Annotated in this window: 15 protein-coding genes; 9 read left to right on the forward strand and 6 right to left on the reverse strand. The window is 61.3% G+C overall.

Features of this window, described 5'->3' with window-relative positions; all coding sequences use genetic code 11:
- Positions 1 to 87 precede the first annotated feature (87 nt).
- Positions 88 to 1,398: an MFS transporter gene (locus tag BN1136_RS03750; RefSeq protein ID WP_043759858.1), complete on the forward strand. Its 1,311-nt coding sequence runs from the start codon at positions 88 to 90 to the stop codon at positions 1,396 to 1,398.
- 68 nt (positions 1,399 to 1,466) lie between these two features.
- On the opposite strand, the gene ahpF is transcribed toward BN1136_RS03750, so the two are convergent.
- From ahpF to BN1136_RS03765, 3 genes are all read right to left on the reverse strand, one after another.
- Complete coding sequence (gene ahpF / locus BN1136_RS03755) at positions 1,467 to 3,053, reverse strand: alkyl hydroperoxide reductase subunit F (protein WP_043759860.1); 1,587 nt, start codon at positions 3,051 to 3,053, stop codon at positions 1,467 to 1,469.
- Positions 3,054 to 3,195: 142 nt separating this feature from the next.
- Positions 3,196 to 3,762 (reverse strand): alkyl hydroperoxide reductase subunit C, encoded by a 567-nt coding sequence (gene ahpC / locus BN1136_RS03760; RefSeq protein WP_043759863.1) that lies wholly within the window; start codon positions 3,760 to 3,762, stop codon positions 3,196 to 3,198.
- A 618-nt stretch (positions 3,763 to 4,380) separates the two neighbouring features.
- The gene (locus BN1136_RS03765; RefSeq protein ID WP_043759865.1) at positions 4,381 to 4,827 is read right to left on the reverse strand and encodes a CBS domain-containing protein; all 447 of its coding nucleotides are present in this window, start codon (positions 4,825 to 4,827) and stop codon (positions 4,381 to 4,383) included.
- Between the two features lie 211 nt (positions 4,828 to 5,038).
- Here BN1136_RS03765 and queA point away from each other — a divergent pair, with 211 nt between their 5' ends.
- The 7 genes from queA (at position 5,039) to nlpI (ending at position 12,068) form a co-directional block, all read left to right on the forward strand.
- Positions 5,039 to 6,106, forward strand: a complete 1,068-nt coding sequence (queA, locus tag BN1136_RS03770) for a tRNA preQ1(34) S-adenosylmethionine ribosyltransferase-isomerase QueA (protein WP_043759867.1) — start codon at positions 5,039 to 5,041, stop codon at positions 6,104 to 6,106.
- A gap of 117 nt (positions 6,107 to 6,223) precedes the next feature.
- Positions 6,224 to 7,360 carry a tRNA guanosine(34) transglycosylase Tgt gene (gene tgt, locus BN1136_RS03775; protein ID WP_043759869.1) on the forward strand — a complete coding sequence of 379 codons (1,137 nt, stop codon included), beginning with the start codon at positions 6,224 to 6,226 and terminating at the stop codon, positions 7,358 to 7,360.
- Positions 7,361 to 7,410: 50 nt separating this feature from the next.
- Positions 7,411 to 7,746 carry a preprotein translocase subunit YajC gene (yajC, locus tag BN1136_RS03780; RefSeq protein ID WP_010675070.1) on the forward strand — a complete coding sequence of 112 codons (336 nt, stop codon included), beginning with the start codon at positions 7,411 to 7,413 and terminating at the stop codon, positions 7,744 to 7,746.
- Positions 7,747 to 7,764: 18 nt separating this feature from the next.
- Entirely contained in the window at positions 7,765 to 9,618 is a 1,854-nt protein-coding gene (gene secD / locus BN1136_RS03785) for a protein translocase subunit SecD (protein ID WP_043759871.1), read from the forward strand.
- A gap of 9 nt (positions 9,619 to 9,627) precedes the next feature.
- Positions 9,628 to 10,575: a protein translocase subunit SecF gene (secF, locus tag BN1136_RS03790; RefSeq protein ID WP_043759873.1), complete on the forward strand. Its 948-nt coding sequence runs from the start codon at positions 9,628 to 9,630 to the stop codon at positions 10,573 to 10,575.
- A 101-nt stretch (positions 10,576 to 10,676) separates the two neighbouring features.
- Positions 10,677 to 11,045 carry a rhodanese-like domain-containing protein gene (locus BN1136_RS03795; protein WP_043759874.1) on the forward strand — a complete coding sequence of 123 codons (369 nt, stop codon included), beginning with the start codon at positions 10,677 to 10,679 and terminating at the stop codon, positions 11,043 to 11,045.
- A 90-nt stretch (positions 11,046 to 11,135) separates the two neighbouring features.
- Positions 11,136 to 12,068, forward strand: a complete 933-nt coding sequence (gene nlpI / locus BN1136_RS03800) for a lipoprotein NlpI (protein ID WP_280634145.1) — start codon at positions 11,136 to 11,138, stop codon at positions 12,066 to 12,068.
- Between the two features lie 133 nt (positions 12,069 to 12,201).
- Here nlpI and BN1136_RS03805 read toward each other — a convergent pair whose 3' ends face one another.
- Together BN1136_RS03805 and ubiU are read right to left on the reverse strand one after the other, a co-directional pair.
- Positions 12,202 to 13,074: a U32 family peptidase gene (locus BN1136_RS03805; RefSeq protein WP_043759878.1), complete on the reverse strand. Its 873-nt coding sequence runs from the start codon at positions 13,072 to 13,074 to the stop codon at positions 12,202 to 12,204.
- Positions 13,075 to 13,134: 60 nt separating this feature from the next.
- Positions 13,135 to 14,130 carry a ubiquinone anaerobic biosynthesis protein UbiU gene (gene ubiU / locus BN1136_RS03810; protein ID WP_043759880.1) on the reverse strand — a complete coding sequence of 332 codons (996 nt, stop codon included), beginning with the start codon at positions 14,128 to 14,130 and terminating at the stop codon, positions 13,135 to 13,137.
- A gap of 190 nt (positions 14,131 to 14,320) precedes the next feature.
- Between ubiU and ubiT the strand changes: the two genes are divergently transcribed.
- Positions 14,321 to 14,848: a ubiquinone anaerobic biosynthesis accessory factor UbiT gene (gene ubiT, locus BN1136_RS03815; protein WP_043759906.1), complete on the forward strand. Its 528-nt coding sequence runs from the start codon at positions 14,321 to 14,323 to the stop codon at positions 14,846 to 14,848.
- Here the strand turns inward: ubiT and BN1136_RS03820 are convergent.
- Positions 14,813 to 15,229 (reverse strand): hypothetical protein, encoded by a 417-nt coding sequence (locus tag BN1136_RS03820; protein ID WP_043759882.1) that lies wholly within the window; start codon positions 15,227 to 15,229, stop codon positions 14,813 to 14,815. The two genes, ubiT and BN1136_RS03820, sit on opposite strands and share 36 nt — an antisense overlap.
- Positions 15,230 to 15,340 lie beyond the last annotated feature (111 nt).

Raw genomic sequence — 15,340 nt, forward strand, 5'->3', positions numbered from 1 at the left:
CCGTTAAGCATAGTCCCGTGCTGGCAGGCGGGTTGAAGTGGACGGGAGGCCGGGGCTACCATGATCCTTTCGCCACGAGGAGGTTCCATGACGATCAGACGATTGTTCTCCCCCCTGACCAGCCTGGTGATATTCATTCTGGGTCACGGCCTGTTCAACACCCTGCTGACGCTGCGCCTGTCGGCGGAGGAGGTGTCGGCCCAGGCCATCGGCCTGGTGTCGGCCGCCTACTTCGGCGGGCTGGTGCTGGGCGCCTTTGTCAACGCCCGCCTCATCATCCGGGTTGGCCACATCCGGGCCTATGCGGCCTATGCCTCCCTGCTCTGTTTCCTGTTCCTGCTGCACGGCATGGTGGTCGAGCCTGTCACCTGGGCGGTACTGCGACTGGTGGGGGGCTTCGCCACCGGCGGCCTGTTCGTGGTGCTGGAGTCCTGGATGCTGGTCTCCAGCACCCCGGCCAACCGGGGGCGTCTGATGTCTCTTTACATGATCCTGCTCTACGGCTCCCTGGCTCTGGGCCAGCAGCTGCTGAAGTGGGTGGATCCCATGGTGCTGACCCCCTTCGCCCTGTGCGCCATGGCGGCGACGCTCTCCGTGGTGCCGCTCGCCCTCTCCCGGGTGGCGACCCCTGCCATGGTGGCCCCCCAGGCGGTCGGGGTGCGGGAGCTGGTGCGGCTGACCCCTGCGGGGATGGCGAGCAGCTTTACCTCCGGTCTGGTGCTGGGGGCCATCTATGGCCTGTTGCCGCTCTATTTCGCCGACAGCGGCGCCTCTCTCGCCCGGGTGGCAGACATGATGGCGCTGGTGATCCTGGGGGGCATGTGCCTGCAATACCCCATCGGCCGGATGTCGGATCGCTACGACAGGCGGGGGGTGATCCTGCTGCTCTGCGCCGTGCTGACCTTGCTCGCGATCCTGATGGTGTTGCTGCCGGATGCCTGGCGCGGCCCCGTCGAGGGGAGCCTGGTGTTCCTGCTGGGGGGCATGGCCTTCTCCATCTATCCCTTGAGCCTCAGCCACGCCTGCGACGAGCTGCATCCGGATCAGGTGCTGGGGGCCAATCAGGGGCTGCTGCTCGCCTACAGCCTGGGGGCCATGATAGGCCCCTTGCTGGCCCCCTTCGTCATGGGGTGGTTCGGGCCGCAAGGGTTGTTCGTCTACTTCGCGCTGTGCGGGCTGCTGCTGTCCGCCTATCTGGAGTGGCGCAGGAGGCAGCGGGCTCCCATCCCCCTGGCCGAGCACCAGGTCTTCATGCCGGTGCCGCCCAATACCCCCATGACGGCGGAGCTTGAGCCCAGAACGGATCTGGACGGGGAGGCGGTCCCCACGAGCTATGCCACGCCGGAGCCCACAGCGCCCGAACCAGAGGCGAGCGAACCGGAAGAGGCCAAGTGCTGAGCCTGGCCATTCACCCATAAAAAAACCGACTCCTGGGAGTCGGTTTTTTGTTGGCCTGAAGAGGATTATCAGGCAGTCACGGCGTCGGCCTGGGTGGCCTGGGCCTCAGGAGCCGGGTTGCGAATGAGGTAATCGAACGCACCCAGGGCAGCGGTAGCACCAGCCCCCATGGAGATGATGATCTGTTTGAACGGCACCGTGGTGGCGTCCCCTGCGGCGTAGACGCCGGGCAGGGAGGTGGCGCCCTTGGTGTCGATCTCGATCTCGCCAAAGCGGGTCAGGGCAATCTCGCTCCCTTTCAGGAACTCGGTGTTCGGCACCAGACCGATCTGGACGAAGATGCCGGCCACCGCCAGGTGCTTGATTTCCCCGGTGGTGCGATCTTCGTAGTCCATGCCCACCACCTTGCTGCCGTCCCCGATCACTTCTGTGGTGCGGGCGCTCATGATGATGTCGATGTTGCCCATGGAGCGGGCCTTCTTCTGCAGCACTTCGTCGGCACGCAGGGTATCGGCAAACTCCACCACGGTGACGTGTTCGACGATGCCGGCCAAGTCGATGGCCGCTTCGATGCCGGAGTTACCGCCACCGATCACCGCCACGCGCTTGCCCTTGAAGAAGGGACCGTCGCAGTGGGGGCAATAAGCCACGCCTTTGGTGCGGTACTCGAGCTCACCCGGCACGTTCAGGTCGCGCCAGCGGGCACCGGTCGCCAGGATGACGGCGCGGCTCTTCAGGGTGGCGCCGGAGGCGAGATCCACGTTCACGTAGCCATCCTTGCTGATGGCGGCGGCACGCTGCTCGGTGATCACTTCCACGCCGTACTGCTTGACGTGCTGCTCCAGGCTGGCGGCGAGCTTGGGGCCCTCGGTGTAGGGCACGGAGATGAAGTTCTCGATGCCGACGGTGTCCATCACCTGGCCACCGAAACGCTCTGCGACGATGGCGGTGCGGATGCCTTTGCGGGCGGCATAGATAGCGGCAGCGGCGCCAGCCGGGCCACCGCCGACGACCAGCACGTCGTAGGGGTCTTTTTCACTCAGTTCAGCGGCCTTGCGCTCGGCGGCGCCGCTGTCGACCTTGGCCAGGATCTCTTCCAGGGAGATGCGGCCCTGGCTGAACGGCTGACCGTTCATATAGACGTTCGGGACCGCCATGATCTGGCGCTCGTTGACCTCGTCCTGGAACAGGGCGCCGTCGATCATCACGTGCGTGATGTTCGGGTTCAGGGTCGCCATCAGGTTCAGGGCCTGCACCACGTCCGGGCAGTTGTGGCAGGAGAGGGAGATATAAGTCTCGAAGTGGAACTCACCCTTCAGATTCCTGATCTGCTCCAGCACGGCCGGATCGGCCTTGGAGGGGTGGCCGCCGCTTTGCAGCAGGGCGAGCACCAGGGAGGTGAATTCATGACCCATGGGGATGCCGGCAAAGTGCACGCGCGGGGCCTGGCCCTGGGACGCGATGCTCATGGAAGGCTTGCGGGCGGCAGTGCCAGAGGTCTGGGTAATCTTGGGGGACATCTCGGCGATCTCGGTGGCCAATGCCAGGAGTTCGGCGGATTTGTCGCTGTCGTTGCCGGACACGCTGATCTCGATGGGATTGACGATGTACTGCAAGTAACCGTTGAGTTGTTGTTTGAGGTTGGTATCTAACATGGTCGAATTCCTTCTTGCTGAATGCGGGTCGGCGATATGACTGAATACAGTAGAGGCTGGGCCGAAAAGCAGGCCGTCGCCCTTGAGCCAGGCCGGAAAACAGACCGGCCCTGAAACGGGCCGGTCTTTAGAGCGGGGAGGCTTAGATTTTGCCTACCAGATCCAGGGACGGGGCCAGAGTGGCTTCGCCTTCTTTCCACTTGGCCGGGCAGACTTCACCCGGGTGAGCGGCAACGTACTGGGCAGCCTTGACCTTGCGCAGCAGCTCCAGAGCGTCACGACCGATGCCGCCAGCGTTGATTTCAACGATCTGGATGACGCCGTTCGGGTCGATAACGAAGGTACCGCGGTCAGCCAGGCCAGCTTCTTCGATCATCACGCCGAAGTTGCGGGTGATGGTGCCGGTGGGGTCACCGATCATCGGGTACTGGATCTTCTTGATGGTGTCAGAAGTGTCGTGCCAGGCCTTGTGGGTGAAGTGGGTGTCGGTGGAGACGGCGTAGATCTCGACGCCCAGCTTCTTGAAGGAAGCGTAGTTGTCTGCCAGGTCGCCCAGCTCGGTCGGGCAAACGAAGGTGAAGTCAGCCGGGTAGAAGAACACCACAGACCACTTGCCTTTCAGGTCAGCGTCGGACACCTGAACGAATTTGCCTTCGTGGTAGGCGGTAGCGTTGAACGGCTTGATTTCAGTGTTGATGTAGGTAGACATGTATTTGCTCCTTGGTGATGTACATATGCCTGTCTGGTGTTGAGTCTTGTGCCAGACGAGGTGCTTAACTTTCGATGGAGGCATCATAGTGGCTTTTTCTAATCGGTCAAAGCCACAATTTTGAATCACATAAATCTATTTATTAGATAGACCATCGCAACTGTACCTGACATGAATATCTCAGGCCTGCAGAGATAACTCATTGTCGAAGTTCAATTTCTGTCCTCCATGTCACATTTTCAAGGCCCGGGTGGGATCTTGTTTTATATGGCGGGGTGGGGAAGGGGTGGCGGGAGTGGAAAAATGCGGACAAAAAAATCCCGGCGCGGTCGCAAGGACAGGGCCGGGTCATCAAACAAGGAATGGCGATATAAATGCTTTACAGCAAAGACTAACTACGGGGTGTGCAAACTTGCGGATATATGAAGAGAAGACGTCGGGTGCACAATCCTCATCTCCTCTTCGGCAACCATTGCATGACGGGCATCTTAGTGTGATGAAGATCACATTGCAAGTTTGTGGTGTAATTTTTCAGTCAAACTGAAAGTGTTTCAGCCTTATAGCCGTTTAAATAGGCTGAAAACGCTTTTATTGTAATTTTATTACAGGTATTCATGATCAAAAGTCGGTGGGGGGCTCCTGTTCTTCCATCAGCTCCAGCAGGTTGATGGCCACCGCGATAAAGTCAGACTCTGTCACTATGCCCACCAGTTTGCGCCCCTTGAGTACCGGCAGGCAGCCATATTTGTGGCGCTGCAGATAGAGTGCCGCCTCCTTGATGCCCGCATGGGGATCCACGCTCGCCACCTGGCGGGTCATGATCTCGTCGAGCTGGACACTGTCGGTGAATTCCGCCTCCCGCTCCGGGTTGATCAGCAGCAGCTTGGACTCGCGGGTGGCCAGGATGTCGGAAAGGGTGACCAGGCCCAGCAGGTGGTGGTGCTCGTCGACGATGGGGATGTGGCGGATCCGCTCCTGCTGCATCAGCTCCATCGCCTGCTTGACGCTGTTCTCCGGACCCAGGGTGAAGGGATGTTCAGTCATGATCTCGGATAGGGTCATCATGGTGGGCCTCCTTGTGTATCTGCTTTCACCCTAGCCCAGCCCCGGCGGGCAGAACATGATCAGGGTCAATACAAAAGAGTAAAGGTTTTTTAACGGGGGGTGTCTCACAGAATTGCCCGCTATCCCTTGTCTGCCTTGGGTTTTTAGTCTTTTGGGTTGCCTTGCAGGAGGGGGATAACTAGACTAGCCGCCGATTCCCCCGAGGTGAAAGATGCAAGTATCCGATTTTCATTTTGATCTGCCAGACGAGCTGATTGCCCGCTACCCGATGGCGGAGCGGACCGCCAGCCGCCTGCTGCAGCTCGATGGTCAAACCGGCGCCCTGCGCCACGGTCACTTTGTGGATGTGCTTGACCAGCTCAACCCCGGCGATCTGCTGGTGTTCAACAATACCCGGGTCATCCCCGCGCGCATGTTTGGCCAGAAGGCCAGCGGCGGCAAGCTGGAGGTGCTGGTGGAGCGCATTCTGGACGAGCACAGCGTGCTGGCGCACGTCCGCTCGTCCAAGTCCCCCAAGCCAGGCACCCGACTGATCCTGGATGCCGGTGCCGACGGCGTGCCCGTCGAGGCCGAGATGTGCGCCCGTCACGACGCCCTGTTCGAGATCCACTTCCTGGACCCGCGCCCTGTGCTGGAGATCCTGGAGGCCATCGGCCACATGCCGCTGCCGCCCTATATCGACCGCCCCGACGAGGACGCCGACAAGGAGCGCTACCAGACCGTCTACAACCAGAAGCCCGGTGCCGTGGCGGCGCCGACCGCCGGCCTGCACTTCGACGAGCCGCTGCTTGAACGGATCCGCGCCAAGGGGATAGAGACGGCCTTCGTCACCCTGCACGTAGGGGCGGGCACCTTCCAGCCGGTGCGCGTCGACAAGATTGAAGATCACCACATGCACTCGGAATATGCCGAGGTCCCGCAGGAGGTGGTGGATGCCATAGCCGCAACTCGCGCCCGTGGCGGTCGCGTCATTGCGGTGGGTACCACCTCGGTGCGATCGCTCGAGAGCGCGGCCAAGGTGACCCTGGCCCAGGGCAAGCCGCTGGCGCCTTTCTTCAGCGACACCGACATCTTCATCTTCCCGGGCTACGAGTTCCAGGTGGTCGATGCCATGATCACCAACTTCCACCTGCCCGAATCCACCCTGATCATGCTGGTCAGCGCCTTCGCCGGCTACGACAACGTGATGACCGCCTATCAGGCCGCCGTGACCGGGCAGTACCGTTTCTTCAGCTACGGGGACGCCATGTTCGTCACCCGTCGCCGGGCGCAGGCTTAAGCCTCGCCCTTCAGAAGCCGTTCAGGGATTGGTTGTCAGTATCCCGGCCGGCTTCTTTTTTCCGGGCCCATCGGGCCCTCCGTTGTCAGACTGTTTCTCTGACTGATAGAGGTAGCAATGAAATTTGAACTGAAAACCACCGATGGCCGTGCCCGTCGCGGCCAGCTGGTATTCGAGCGCGGCACAGTGCAGACCCCGGCCTTCATGCCGGTCGGCACTTACGGTACCGTCAAGGGGATGACCCCGGAAGAGGTGCGCGACACCGGCGCCCAGATCCTGCTCGGCAACACCTTCCACCTCTGGCTGCGCCCGGGTCAGGAAGTGATGCGCGCCCATGGCGATCTGCACGACTTCATGAACTGGCAGGGGCCCATCCTGACCGACTCCGGCGGTTTCCAGGTGTTCAGCCTGGGTCACATCCGCAAGATCACCGAGGAGGGGGTGCACTTCCGTCACCCCATCAACGGCGAGAAGATCTTCCTCGACCCCGAGAAGTCCATGGAGATCCAGTACGATCTGGGCTCCGACATCGTGATGATCTTCGACGAGTGCACCCCGTACCCGGCCACTTATGAAGAGGCGCGCAAGTCCATGGAGATGTCCCTGCGCTGGGCCAAGCGCTCCCGGGACAAGTTCGATGCCCTGGGCAACAAGAACGCCCTGTTCGGCATCATCCAGGGCTCCGTCTACGAGCCGCTGCGGGATGTCTCCCTGGACGGCCTGCTGGAGATCGGCTTCGACGGCTATGCGGTCGGCGGTCTCGCCGTGGGTGAGCCCAAGGAAGACATGCACCGCATCCTCGAGCACGTCTGCCCGCGCATTCCGGCGGACAAGCCGCGCTACCTGATGGGGGTGGGCAAGCCGGAGGATCTGGTGGAAGGGGTGCGCCGCGGCATCGACATGTTCGATTGCGTGATGCCGACCCGCAACGCCCGCAACGGCCATCTGTTTACCACCGATGGGGTCGTCAAGATCCGCAACGCCAAGTACCGGGAAGACACCAGCACCCTGGATGCGGACTGCGACTGCTACACCTGCAAGAACTACACCCGCAGCTATCTGTACCATCTGGACAAGTGCAACGAGATCCTGGGTGCCCGTCTGAATACCATCCACAACCTGCGTTATTACCAGCGCGTGATGCAGGGTTTGCGGGACGCGATCGAGCAGGGTAAATTAGACGACTTTGTAACTGAGTTTTACCGTCGGCAAGGGAAGCCTGTGCCTCCACTGGCTGAAAATGACGTGAAATAACAACGATATATAAGTTAGTTTTCAAATCTACATCAATAAGAGGTTGTTAAATGAGCATTATCTCCAAGGCGTATGCAGAAGGCGCGGCTCCGGCAGCACAGGGTGGTGGCATGGAAATGATCATCATGCTGGCCGTGTTCGGTCTCATCTTCTATTTCATGATCTACCGTCCCCAGGCCAAGCGTGCCAAGGAGCATCGCAATCTGATGAGCTCCCTCTCCAAGGGCGACGAAGTGCTCACTTCCGGTGGCCTGGTCGGCAAGATCGCCAAGGTCTCCGCCGATAGCGACTACATTGTGCTGGCCCTGAACGATCAGACCCAGGTCACCATCAAGCGTGACTTCGTCTCTGCCGTTCTGCCCAAGGGTTCTATCCAGTCCCTCTAATCTCCCGAGGAGCACAGCGTGTTAAATCGCTATCCGCTGTGGAAATACCTGATGGTGATCGTCGTGATCGCCATCGGTTTTCTATATGCAGCCCCCAATCTTTACGGCGAAGACCCGGCTCTGCAGGTCTCTGCCAGCCGCGGTGCCGAAGTCAAACTAGAAACCCTCGATCAGGTGAAAGAGACGCTGGAGGCAACCGGGATCCCGGTCAAGCATGCGGCGTTCGAGCACGGCTTCATCCTGATCCGTTTCAATAACACCGAAGACCAGCTGAAGGCCCGTGACATCGTCGCCAACAAGCTGGGGGACAACTTCATCACCGCCCTCAACCTGGCACCGTCCACCCCCGCCTGGCTCGAAGCCATCGGCGCGGCGCCCCTGAAACTCGGTCTTGACCTGCGCGGCGGCGTGCACTTCCTGATGGAAGTGGACATGGCCGAGGCGCTGACCAAGCAGCAGGAGCAGATGGTGCAGGATTTCCGCTCCGAGCTGCGCACCCAGAAGATCCGTTACTCCGGCGTGCGCCGGGTCGGCGATCAGGTGCAGGTGGTGTTCCGTGACGAGGCCGATCAGGTCAAGGCGATCTCCTATCTGCGCCGTCAGAACCCGGATCTCACCTTCACAGGCGAGCAAAAGGGGGATGACTTCATCCTGCTGGCCGCCTTGAGCGAAGCCAAGATCAAGGAGGTGAAGAAGTACGCCCTCGAGCAGAACATCACCATCATCCGCAACCGGGTGAACGAGCTGGGGGTGGCCGAGCCGCTGGTCCAGCAGCAGGGCGCCGAGCGCATCGTCGTCGAGCTGCCGGGGATCCAGGACACCGCCCGTGCCAAGGAGATCCTGGGGGCCACCGCGACCCTGGAGTTCCACATGGTCGATGAGGCCGCCGACATCCAGGCCGCCGCCAGTGGCCGGGTGCCGCCGAGCTCCAAGGTCTACAACGATCGCAACGGTCGTCCCGTGGTGCTGCACAAGCGCGTGATCCTGACCGGTGACCACATTGTGGGTGCCCAGTCCGGCTTCGATGAGTACAGCCGTCCCCAGGTCAACATCAAGCTCGATGGCCAGGGTGGCAACAAGATGGCCAACTTCACCAAGGACAACGTTGGCAAGGGCATGGCCACCGTCTTCATCGAGTACAAGCCGGTGGGACAGCCTGGTCCGGATGGCAAGCGCAAGTTCCGCAAGCAGGAAGAGGTGATCAACGTCGCGACTATCCAGTCTCGTCTGGGTAGCCAGTTCCGCATCACCGGGATCGACAACGCCAACGAAGCCCACAACCTGGCGCTGCTGCTGCGTGCCGGTGCCCTGATCGCCCCCATCCAGATCGTCGAAGAGCGCACCATAGGCCCGAGCCTGGGTCAGCAGAACATCGACAGCGGGATGGAAGCCATCGGCTGGGCCATGCTGGTGATCGTGCTGTTCATGGGGATCTACTACCGTGCCTTCGGCTGGGTGGCGAACCTGGCGCTGACCATGAACCTGGTGCTCATCGTCGGCATCATGTCGATGATCCCCGGGGCCACCATGACCCTGCCGGGCATCGCCGGTATCGTGCTGACGCTCGGCATGGCGGTGGATGCGAACGTGCTGATCTACGAGCGTATTCGTGAAGAGATCCGCAACGGCCGCGGAGTGCAGCAAGCCATTCACATGGGCTTTGATCGTGCCTTCTCCACCATCGCCGACTCGAACGTCACCTCGCTCATCACCTGCGTGATCCTGTTCGGTATCGGCACCGGTGCCATCAAGGGCTTCGCCCTGACCCTCGGGATCGGTCTGACCGCCTCCATGTTTACCGCCATTACGGTATCCCGCGCCATCATCAACCTGGCCTGGGGCGGACGGCGCATCGACAAGCTGCCGATCTAAGGAAGAGACATGTTTCAAATTCTACATTTTGAAAAGCCCATCCCCTTCATGCGCTTCGCCAAGCTGGGGATGGTCCTCTCCGCGCTGGTGACGGTGTTCGCTCTCTACGTTCTGTACGACCGCGGCCTGAACTGGGGGCTGGACTTCACCGGTGGCACCACCATCGAGGTGGGGTTCGAGCAGTCGGTGAGCCTGGACAAGATGCACGAGGCGCTGGATCAGCAGAAGATTGAAGGGGCGACCCTGCAGTTCTTCGGCTCCAGCCGTGACGTGCTGGTGCGCATGACCCCGAAAGAGGGGGTCAAGGTGGAACAGCAGGGCAACGAGGTGCTGGCGGCAGCCAAGTTGATCGACGAGAGTGCCGTGCTCAAGCGCGTCGAGTTCGTCGGCCCCTCCGTGGGTGACGAGCTGGCGACAGACGGTGCCCTGGCCATGCTGGCCTCCATCCTCTGTATCCTGATCTACGTGGCGGTGCGCTTCGAGTGGCGTCTGGCCACCGGGGGTATCCTCTCCCTGGCTCACGACGTGATCATCACCCTCGGCATCTTTGCCTACTTCCAGTACGAGTTCGATCTGACCGTGCTGGCGGCGCTGATGACGCTGGTGGGGTACTCCCTGAACGACACCATCGTCGTGTTCGACCGCGTGCGGGAGAACTTCCGCAAGGTGCGCCGTGGGGATACCGCGGAGATCATGGATCTCTCCATGACCGAGACCCTGAGCCGGACCATCATCACCTCGGGGTTGACCTTCGTGGTGGTGGTGGCGCTGCTGCTCAAGGGCGGGCCGCTCATCCACGGCTTTGCCATCGCCATGGTGATCGGGGTGGCCTTCGGGACCTACTCCTCCATCTATGTGGCGAGCGCCTCTGCCATGTTCCTCGGGGTCAAGCGTGAGCACATGCTGCCGACCCAGGTGGAAAAAGAGGGAGCGGATCAACAAGAGATCCTGCCGTAACAGACAAGGGCGCCGCAAGGCGCCCTTTCTCTTGTGGGCCGGGTGAGTCATGATGCTTCCCACACACCCATCTCCGATTACCCAACGCAAGGAGCAAGCCAATGCAACATAACCCCCGTTTTCTGGCCCTGGTCGAGGCCATTCGTCCGCAGGTGCAGGAAACCGACGTTCACCAGATCAAGCGCTGGCAGGATGAAGGCCGGGATTTTCACCTGGTCGACGTGCGCGAGGAGAGCGAATGGGCCAAGGGCCATCTGCCAGGCGCCACCTACCTGGGGCGTGGGGTGATAGAGCGGGACATCGAGACCCGCTATCCCGATCCGACGACCGAGCTCTACCTCTATTGTGGTGGCGGATTTCGCTCCATCCTGGTGGCGGACAACCTGCAGAAGATGGGGTATTCCCACGTCGTCAGTGTCGATGGAGGCTTTCGTGGTTGGAGTGAGGCCGGATACCCTGTCGAATCCTGATTTATTTGAGGGATAGGGGTTGCGCCACATGACAAACGGCCCCGTGATCTTTACCATATGCGGGGTCAAGCGTAAGCGTCGGAGTGTTCATTGAACGTCAGGATAGGGATTGGATACCTCACGGGTATCCTGTTGTTGCTCCCCATGTGGGGATGCAGCAGTAGCAGTCAGGTACAAACGCCTCAAGTTCCCAAGCCGCAACCCGCTTCACTGGTATTGGCGACCCCTTTGCAGGTCTCCTACCAGAGCGAGTTGGCGCTGGCGCGACTCGGGCAGATGCTCAGTGAAATGGAATTGACGACCGAACAGCGGGCAGAACTCTTCTACGAGCGTGCCGTGGTGTTTGACCGGGTTGGCTTGCGCTCCCTCGCACGGCTCGACTTCAACCGCGCCCTGCGGGAGAAGCCCGACTTTGCCGAGGCTTACAACTTCATCGGTGTCTATCTGGTTCAGCAGCAGAACTATGACGAGGCCTATGAGGCCTTCGATTCGGCCCTGGAGCTGGCCCCGGATTACGACTATGCCTATCTCAATCGGGGGATTGCCCTCTATTACGGCAACCGTCCCGAGCTCGCCACGGCCGATATGAAGCGCTTCTACGAGGCGCAACCGGAAGACCCTTACCGGGTGCTCTGGCTCTATCTGGCCGAGCAGAAGCTCAACGGGCCGGCGGCCATGAGCCGGATGCGCGAGCGGCTCAACAAGTATGACGACGATGCCTGGAACTGGGATCTGGTTCGCCTCTACACCGGCGAGATCAATGCCACCCAGCTGATGACCAACGTGGTGAAAGGGGTGAAGGACAACCGGGAGCTCGCCGAGCGCCTGTGCGAAACCTACTTCTATCTCGGCAAGTTCGAGCTGGCCAAGGGCAACCGCAAGGAGGCCATCAGCTACTTCAAGCTGGCGCTGGCGAACAACGTCTATGACTTCATCGAGCATCGCTACTCCTTGCTGGAGCTGGAGCTGATGGCGCGCAAACCCCTGCCACCGGGAGCCCAGGGCAAGAACGGCAAGGCGTGATGCGTCTGTCGCCCCTGTGAAAAAGGCCTCATTGCGAGGCCTTTTTGCTGTCTGCGATATGGGGTTGCTGCCCGGCTCGGGCAGGGAGCAGGGAGGGGATCATGATGGTCTCCCTGCTGTGCGCTTCTCTTCGTTATTCCACCAGGCTCATGCCCGGGATCTGGCGCCAGTAGCCGTTGCAGTCCCGCTCCTGCTGGAGGGGCAGGGGGGCCTGCCCCTGCGCATTGGCCTTGAAGCGTGCCAGCATGTCCAGGGTGTCCAGCCCCTGGGGGGAGAGACGCACCACGTCCACCAGTCCCGCCATGCCCGCAAGCTCGTTGCCCAGGTTGTAGCAGTAGCCGGACTGGGTCTGGATGCCGTTGAGGTTGAACACCTTCTGCCCCTCGCGGCTGTTGGCCAGCCGTCCGGTGGGGTAGTGGATGCAGGCGAGCTCACAGTTGTCCTTGGGCTTGTCCAGGGAGCGGGCGGTGAAGCAGCGCGCCGAGTAGGCGAGGGGCAGATGACCATAGGCGAAGACCTCCACCTCGAACTGCTGGCGCTCCTTGCCCAGATCCTGGACAAGCTGTACCAGCCAGTCGCGGGAGAGTTCCACCGGCATCACCCAGCGTTGCATCCCGCTCTTGATCAGCATGCGCAGCACGTCGGCGTTGTAGGCGTTGATGGCGGGGCCGCAGACAAAGGGGAGGCCGCCCTCGCGGGCAAGTTGAACCGTGCCCAGATCGTTGGCCTCGATCAGGAGATCGCCGTTGTCGACCAGCCGCTTAACCTCCTTGAGCTCCGACGGGGCCGAGATCAGGGCCAGGGTGGAGAGCACGGCCTGCTTGCCGGAGCCGGCCACCTGGCGGGCCAGGGCAATCCAGTCATCCACTTTGAGTTCGCGGCGCTTGCTGCACACCGTCTCCCCCAGATAGATGATGTCGGCCTGGCTTTGGGCTGCCGCCTCATAGAAGGCCTGGGTATCGGCCTTGGGCCAGTAGAAGAGCAGGGGCCCGAGAGAGAATTGCATCAGTGGCGCTCCTTGTTGCCGCAAGTGAAGAGGAGAAAAGAGAAGGGCATCGGGGACTCCTTACTGCCACTGGCGATGATAGGCACCGAGGGTGGTCTGGCTTCCCTCGGAGACGCGGGCGAGCTGGGCGTCCCACTCGGCCTTGACCTGATAGGCTTCGGGGTTGGCTTGATAGGCATCGATGGCGGCGCGCCAGACCCGGGTTACCTGCTCCACATAGGCAGGACTGCGCTGGCGTCCTTCGATCTTTACCGACTGGATGCCGGTCTGGCACAACTCGGGCAACAGGCCCAGGGTGTTGAGGCTGGTCGGCTCCTCCAGGGCATGGTAGGTCTGGCCGTCCACCTCGAAGCGCCCCTTGCACAGGGTCGGGTAGCCGGCGTTTTCACCCCGGCCGTAGCGATCGATCAGCACCTCGTTGAGCCGCGACTCGAGGCCGAGGGGGGTTTCCTCCCAGCGCACGAACTTGGCGGGTGAGCAGGCCCCCACGGTATTGGGGCTCTCGCCGGTCATGTAGGAGGAGAGGTAGCAGCGCCCTTCCGCCATGATGCAGAGGCTGCCGAAGGCGAACACCTCGAGACCGACGTCGGTCTCGCGAGCCAGCTGTTTCACCTGGTGCATGGAGAGCACCCGCGGCAGTACCACACGGCCGACGTTGAAGTGCTGCTGGTAGAAGCGGATGGCGGCGGCGTTGGTGGCGCTGGCCTGTACCGACACGTGAAGCTCCATGTCGGGGTGGCGGCGGCTGGCGTAATCGAGCACGGCGAGATCGGCGATGATCAGGGCATCGGCCCCGAGTGCCACCCCCTTGTCGACCGCCTGCTTCCAGCGGGCATCGGAGCCAGGGTGGGCGAAGGTGTTGATGGCGATGTGCAACTTGCGGCCGTGCTGGTGCACGTAGTCGACCGCTTTATCCAGCTTGCTGTCGGTGAAGTTGAGGCCGGCGAAATGGCGGGCGTTGGTGTCATCCTTGAAGCCGATATAGACGGCGTCGGCTCCGTTATCCACGGCCGTCTTCAGTGCCGGCAGGCTGCCTGCCGGGCAGAGTAATTCCATCGGGTACGCTCCGAGAGGGCAAAATGCAAAAAAGTGGCCCGATTGTATGCATGCTCGCGCCCCCACTTTTTGACCTGAGGCAGCTTTACGTGGCTTTACCCTTCTCGAGGTAAGTGGGCACAAGTTTGATTTTCAACAGGATCTGGATGAAGGGCCTGTGCTTGAATGCGCAAAAAACTGGGAGTTTATCGTGCTTCAACAACTGCAACACCGCCTGGTCGAACAGGCTCCTCGTCTCTTGCGCCACCCCCTCAAGCTGGTGCCCTTCGCCTTGCAACAGAACCTGATGGAGGCCCTGCTGGCAAAGGTATTCGGGGAGGCCATCGACGAGGGGGATTTTGCATTTCTGGCGGGAAAATGGCTGAAGGTCGAGGTCACGGATCTCGGGCTCTGCTGGTTTATCAGTGAACGTGACGGGAAGCTGGTGGTAGCCCGTCAGTGCGAGCAACCCGACGTCTGCTTCAGCGGCAGCAGCCAGGATCTCATCCTGATCGCCGGGCGCCGTGAAGATCCGGATTCCCTCTTCTTCCAGCGCAGATTGAAGATAGAAGGGAAGACGGAGCTGGGTCTGGAGGTGAAAAACCTGATGGACAGCCTGGATCTCGACGGTCTGCCCGCCCTGATGAAGTATCCCCTGATGGATCTGGCCACGCTGATCGAACGCGTCCGCGCCAACGCGCCCTCAGCGCAGGAGCCGGCTCCCGCGCCTGTGGGTTGAGCTGCGCCTCAGTTGCTTGGCCAACCCCCTTGCATGGTGGCGGTGCAGACGCCGGGCCCACAGGCATCGACAGCCCCACAAACAGGGGAGCAGCGCCAGCAGCGGCGTGGTCTCAGGCAGGCGCAGCAGCATCAGCCCCAGCGCCAGCCACAGAAACGGCAGGGCCTCATAGAACCATTCGGGTTGCAGCCAGCGCTTGGCCGGGAAGATCACGAGATCGGTACGCCGGTAGTTGGAACGCATCATCCAGATGAGGGTCCCCACCACAAACAACAGGGCGGCCGCGAGCCATATCAGGGGAGAGTGGGCGAAGAGCCACAGGGCGGCGGCCATAAACAGATACAGCTGCGGCAGTTGCTCGTAGATCCAGAGAGGAAGCATGGACGGGCTCCGTGACGGCGGCTCATCCTTTAAATCTAGTCTGAGGGCGCACCTCTCCTCAGGCCGGTTGGTTATACGAAGGATCACGTTAGTTCTGAAATGCGAGGTCAG

It is taken from the genome of Aeromonas taiwanensis (genome assembly GCF_000820165.1).
GTDB lineage: Bacteria > Pseudomonadota > Gammaproteobacteria > Enterobacterales > Aeromonadaceae > Aeromonas > Aeromonas taiwanensis.

Coding starts and splice junctions, on each gene's coding strand:
- tgt (WP_043759869.1), top strand. CDS start 6,224: ATGAAATTTGAACTGAAAACCACCGATGGCCGTGCCCGTCGCGGCCAG.
- BN1136_RS03765 (WP_043759865.1), bottom strand. CDS start 4,827: ATGATGACCCTATCCGAGATCATGACTGAACATCCCTTCACCCTGGGT.
- secF (WP_043759873.1), top strand. CDS start 9,628: ATGTTTCAAATTCTACATTTTGAAAAGCCCATCCCCTTCATGCGCTTC.
- yajC (WP_010675070.1), top strand. CDS start 7,411: ATGAGCATTATCTCCAAGGCGTATGCAGAAGGCGCGGCTCCGGCAGCA.
- BN1136_RS03795 (WP_043759874.1), top strand. CDS start 10,677: ATGCAACATAACCCCCGTTTTCTGGCCCTGGTCGAGGCCATTCGTCCG.
- ahpC (WP_043759863.1), bottom strand. CDS start 3,762: ATGTCTACCTACATCAACACTGAAATCAAGCCGTTCAACGCTACCGCC.
- BN1136_RS03805 (WP_043759878.1), bottom strand. CDS start 13,074: ATGCAATTCTCTCTCGGGCCCCTGCTCTTCTACTGGCCCAAGGCCGAT.
- queA (WP_043759867.1), top strand. CDS start 5,039: ATGCAAGTATCCGATTTTCATTTTGATCTGCCAGACGAGCTGATTGCC.
- ahpF (WP_043759860.1), bottom strand. CDS start 3,053: ATGTTAGATACCAACCTCAAACAACAACTCAACGGTTACTTGCAGTAC.
- BN1136_RS03750 (WP_043759858.1), top strand. CDS start 88: ATGACGATCAGACGATTGTTCTCCCCCCTGACCAGCCTGGTGATATTC.
- ubiU (WP_043759880.1), bottom strand. CDS start 14,130: ATGGAATTACTCTGCCCGGCAGGCAGCCTGCCGGCACTGAAGACGGCC.
- BN1136_RS03820 (WP_043759882.1), bottom strand. CDS start 15,229: ATGCTTCCTCTCTGGATCTACGAGCAACTGCCGCAGCTGTATCTGTTT.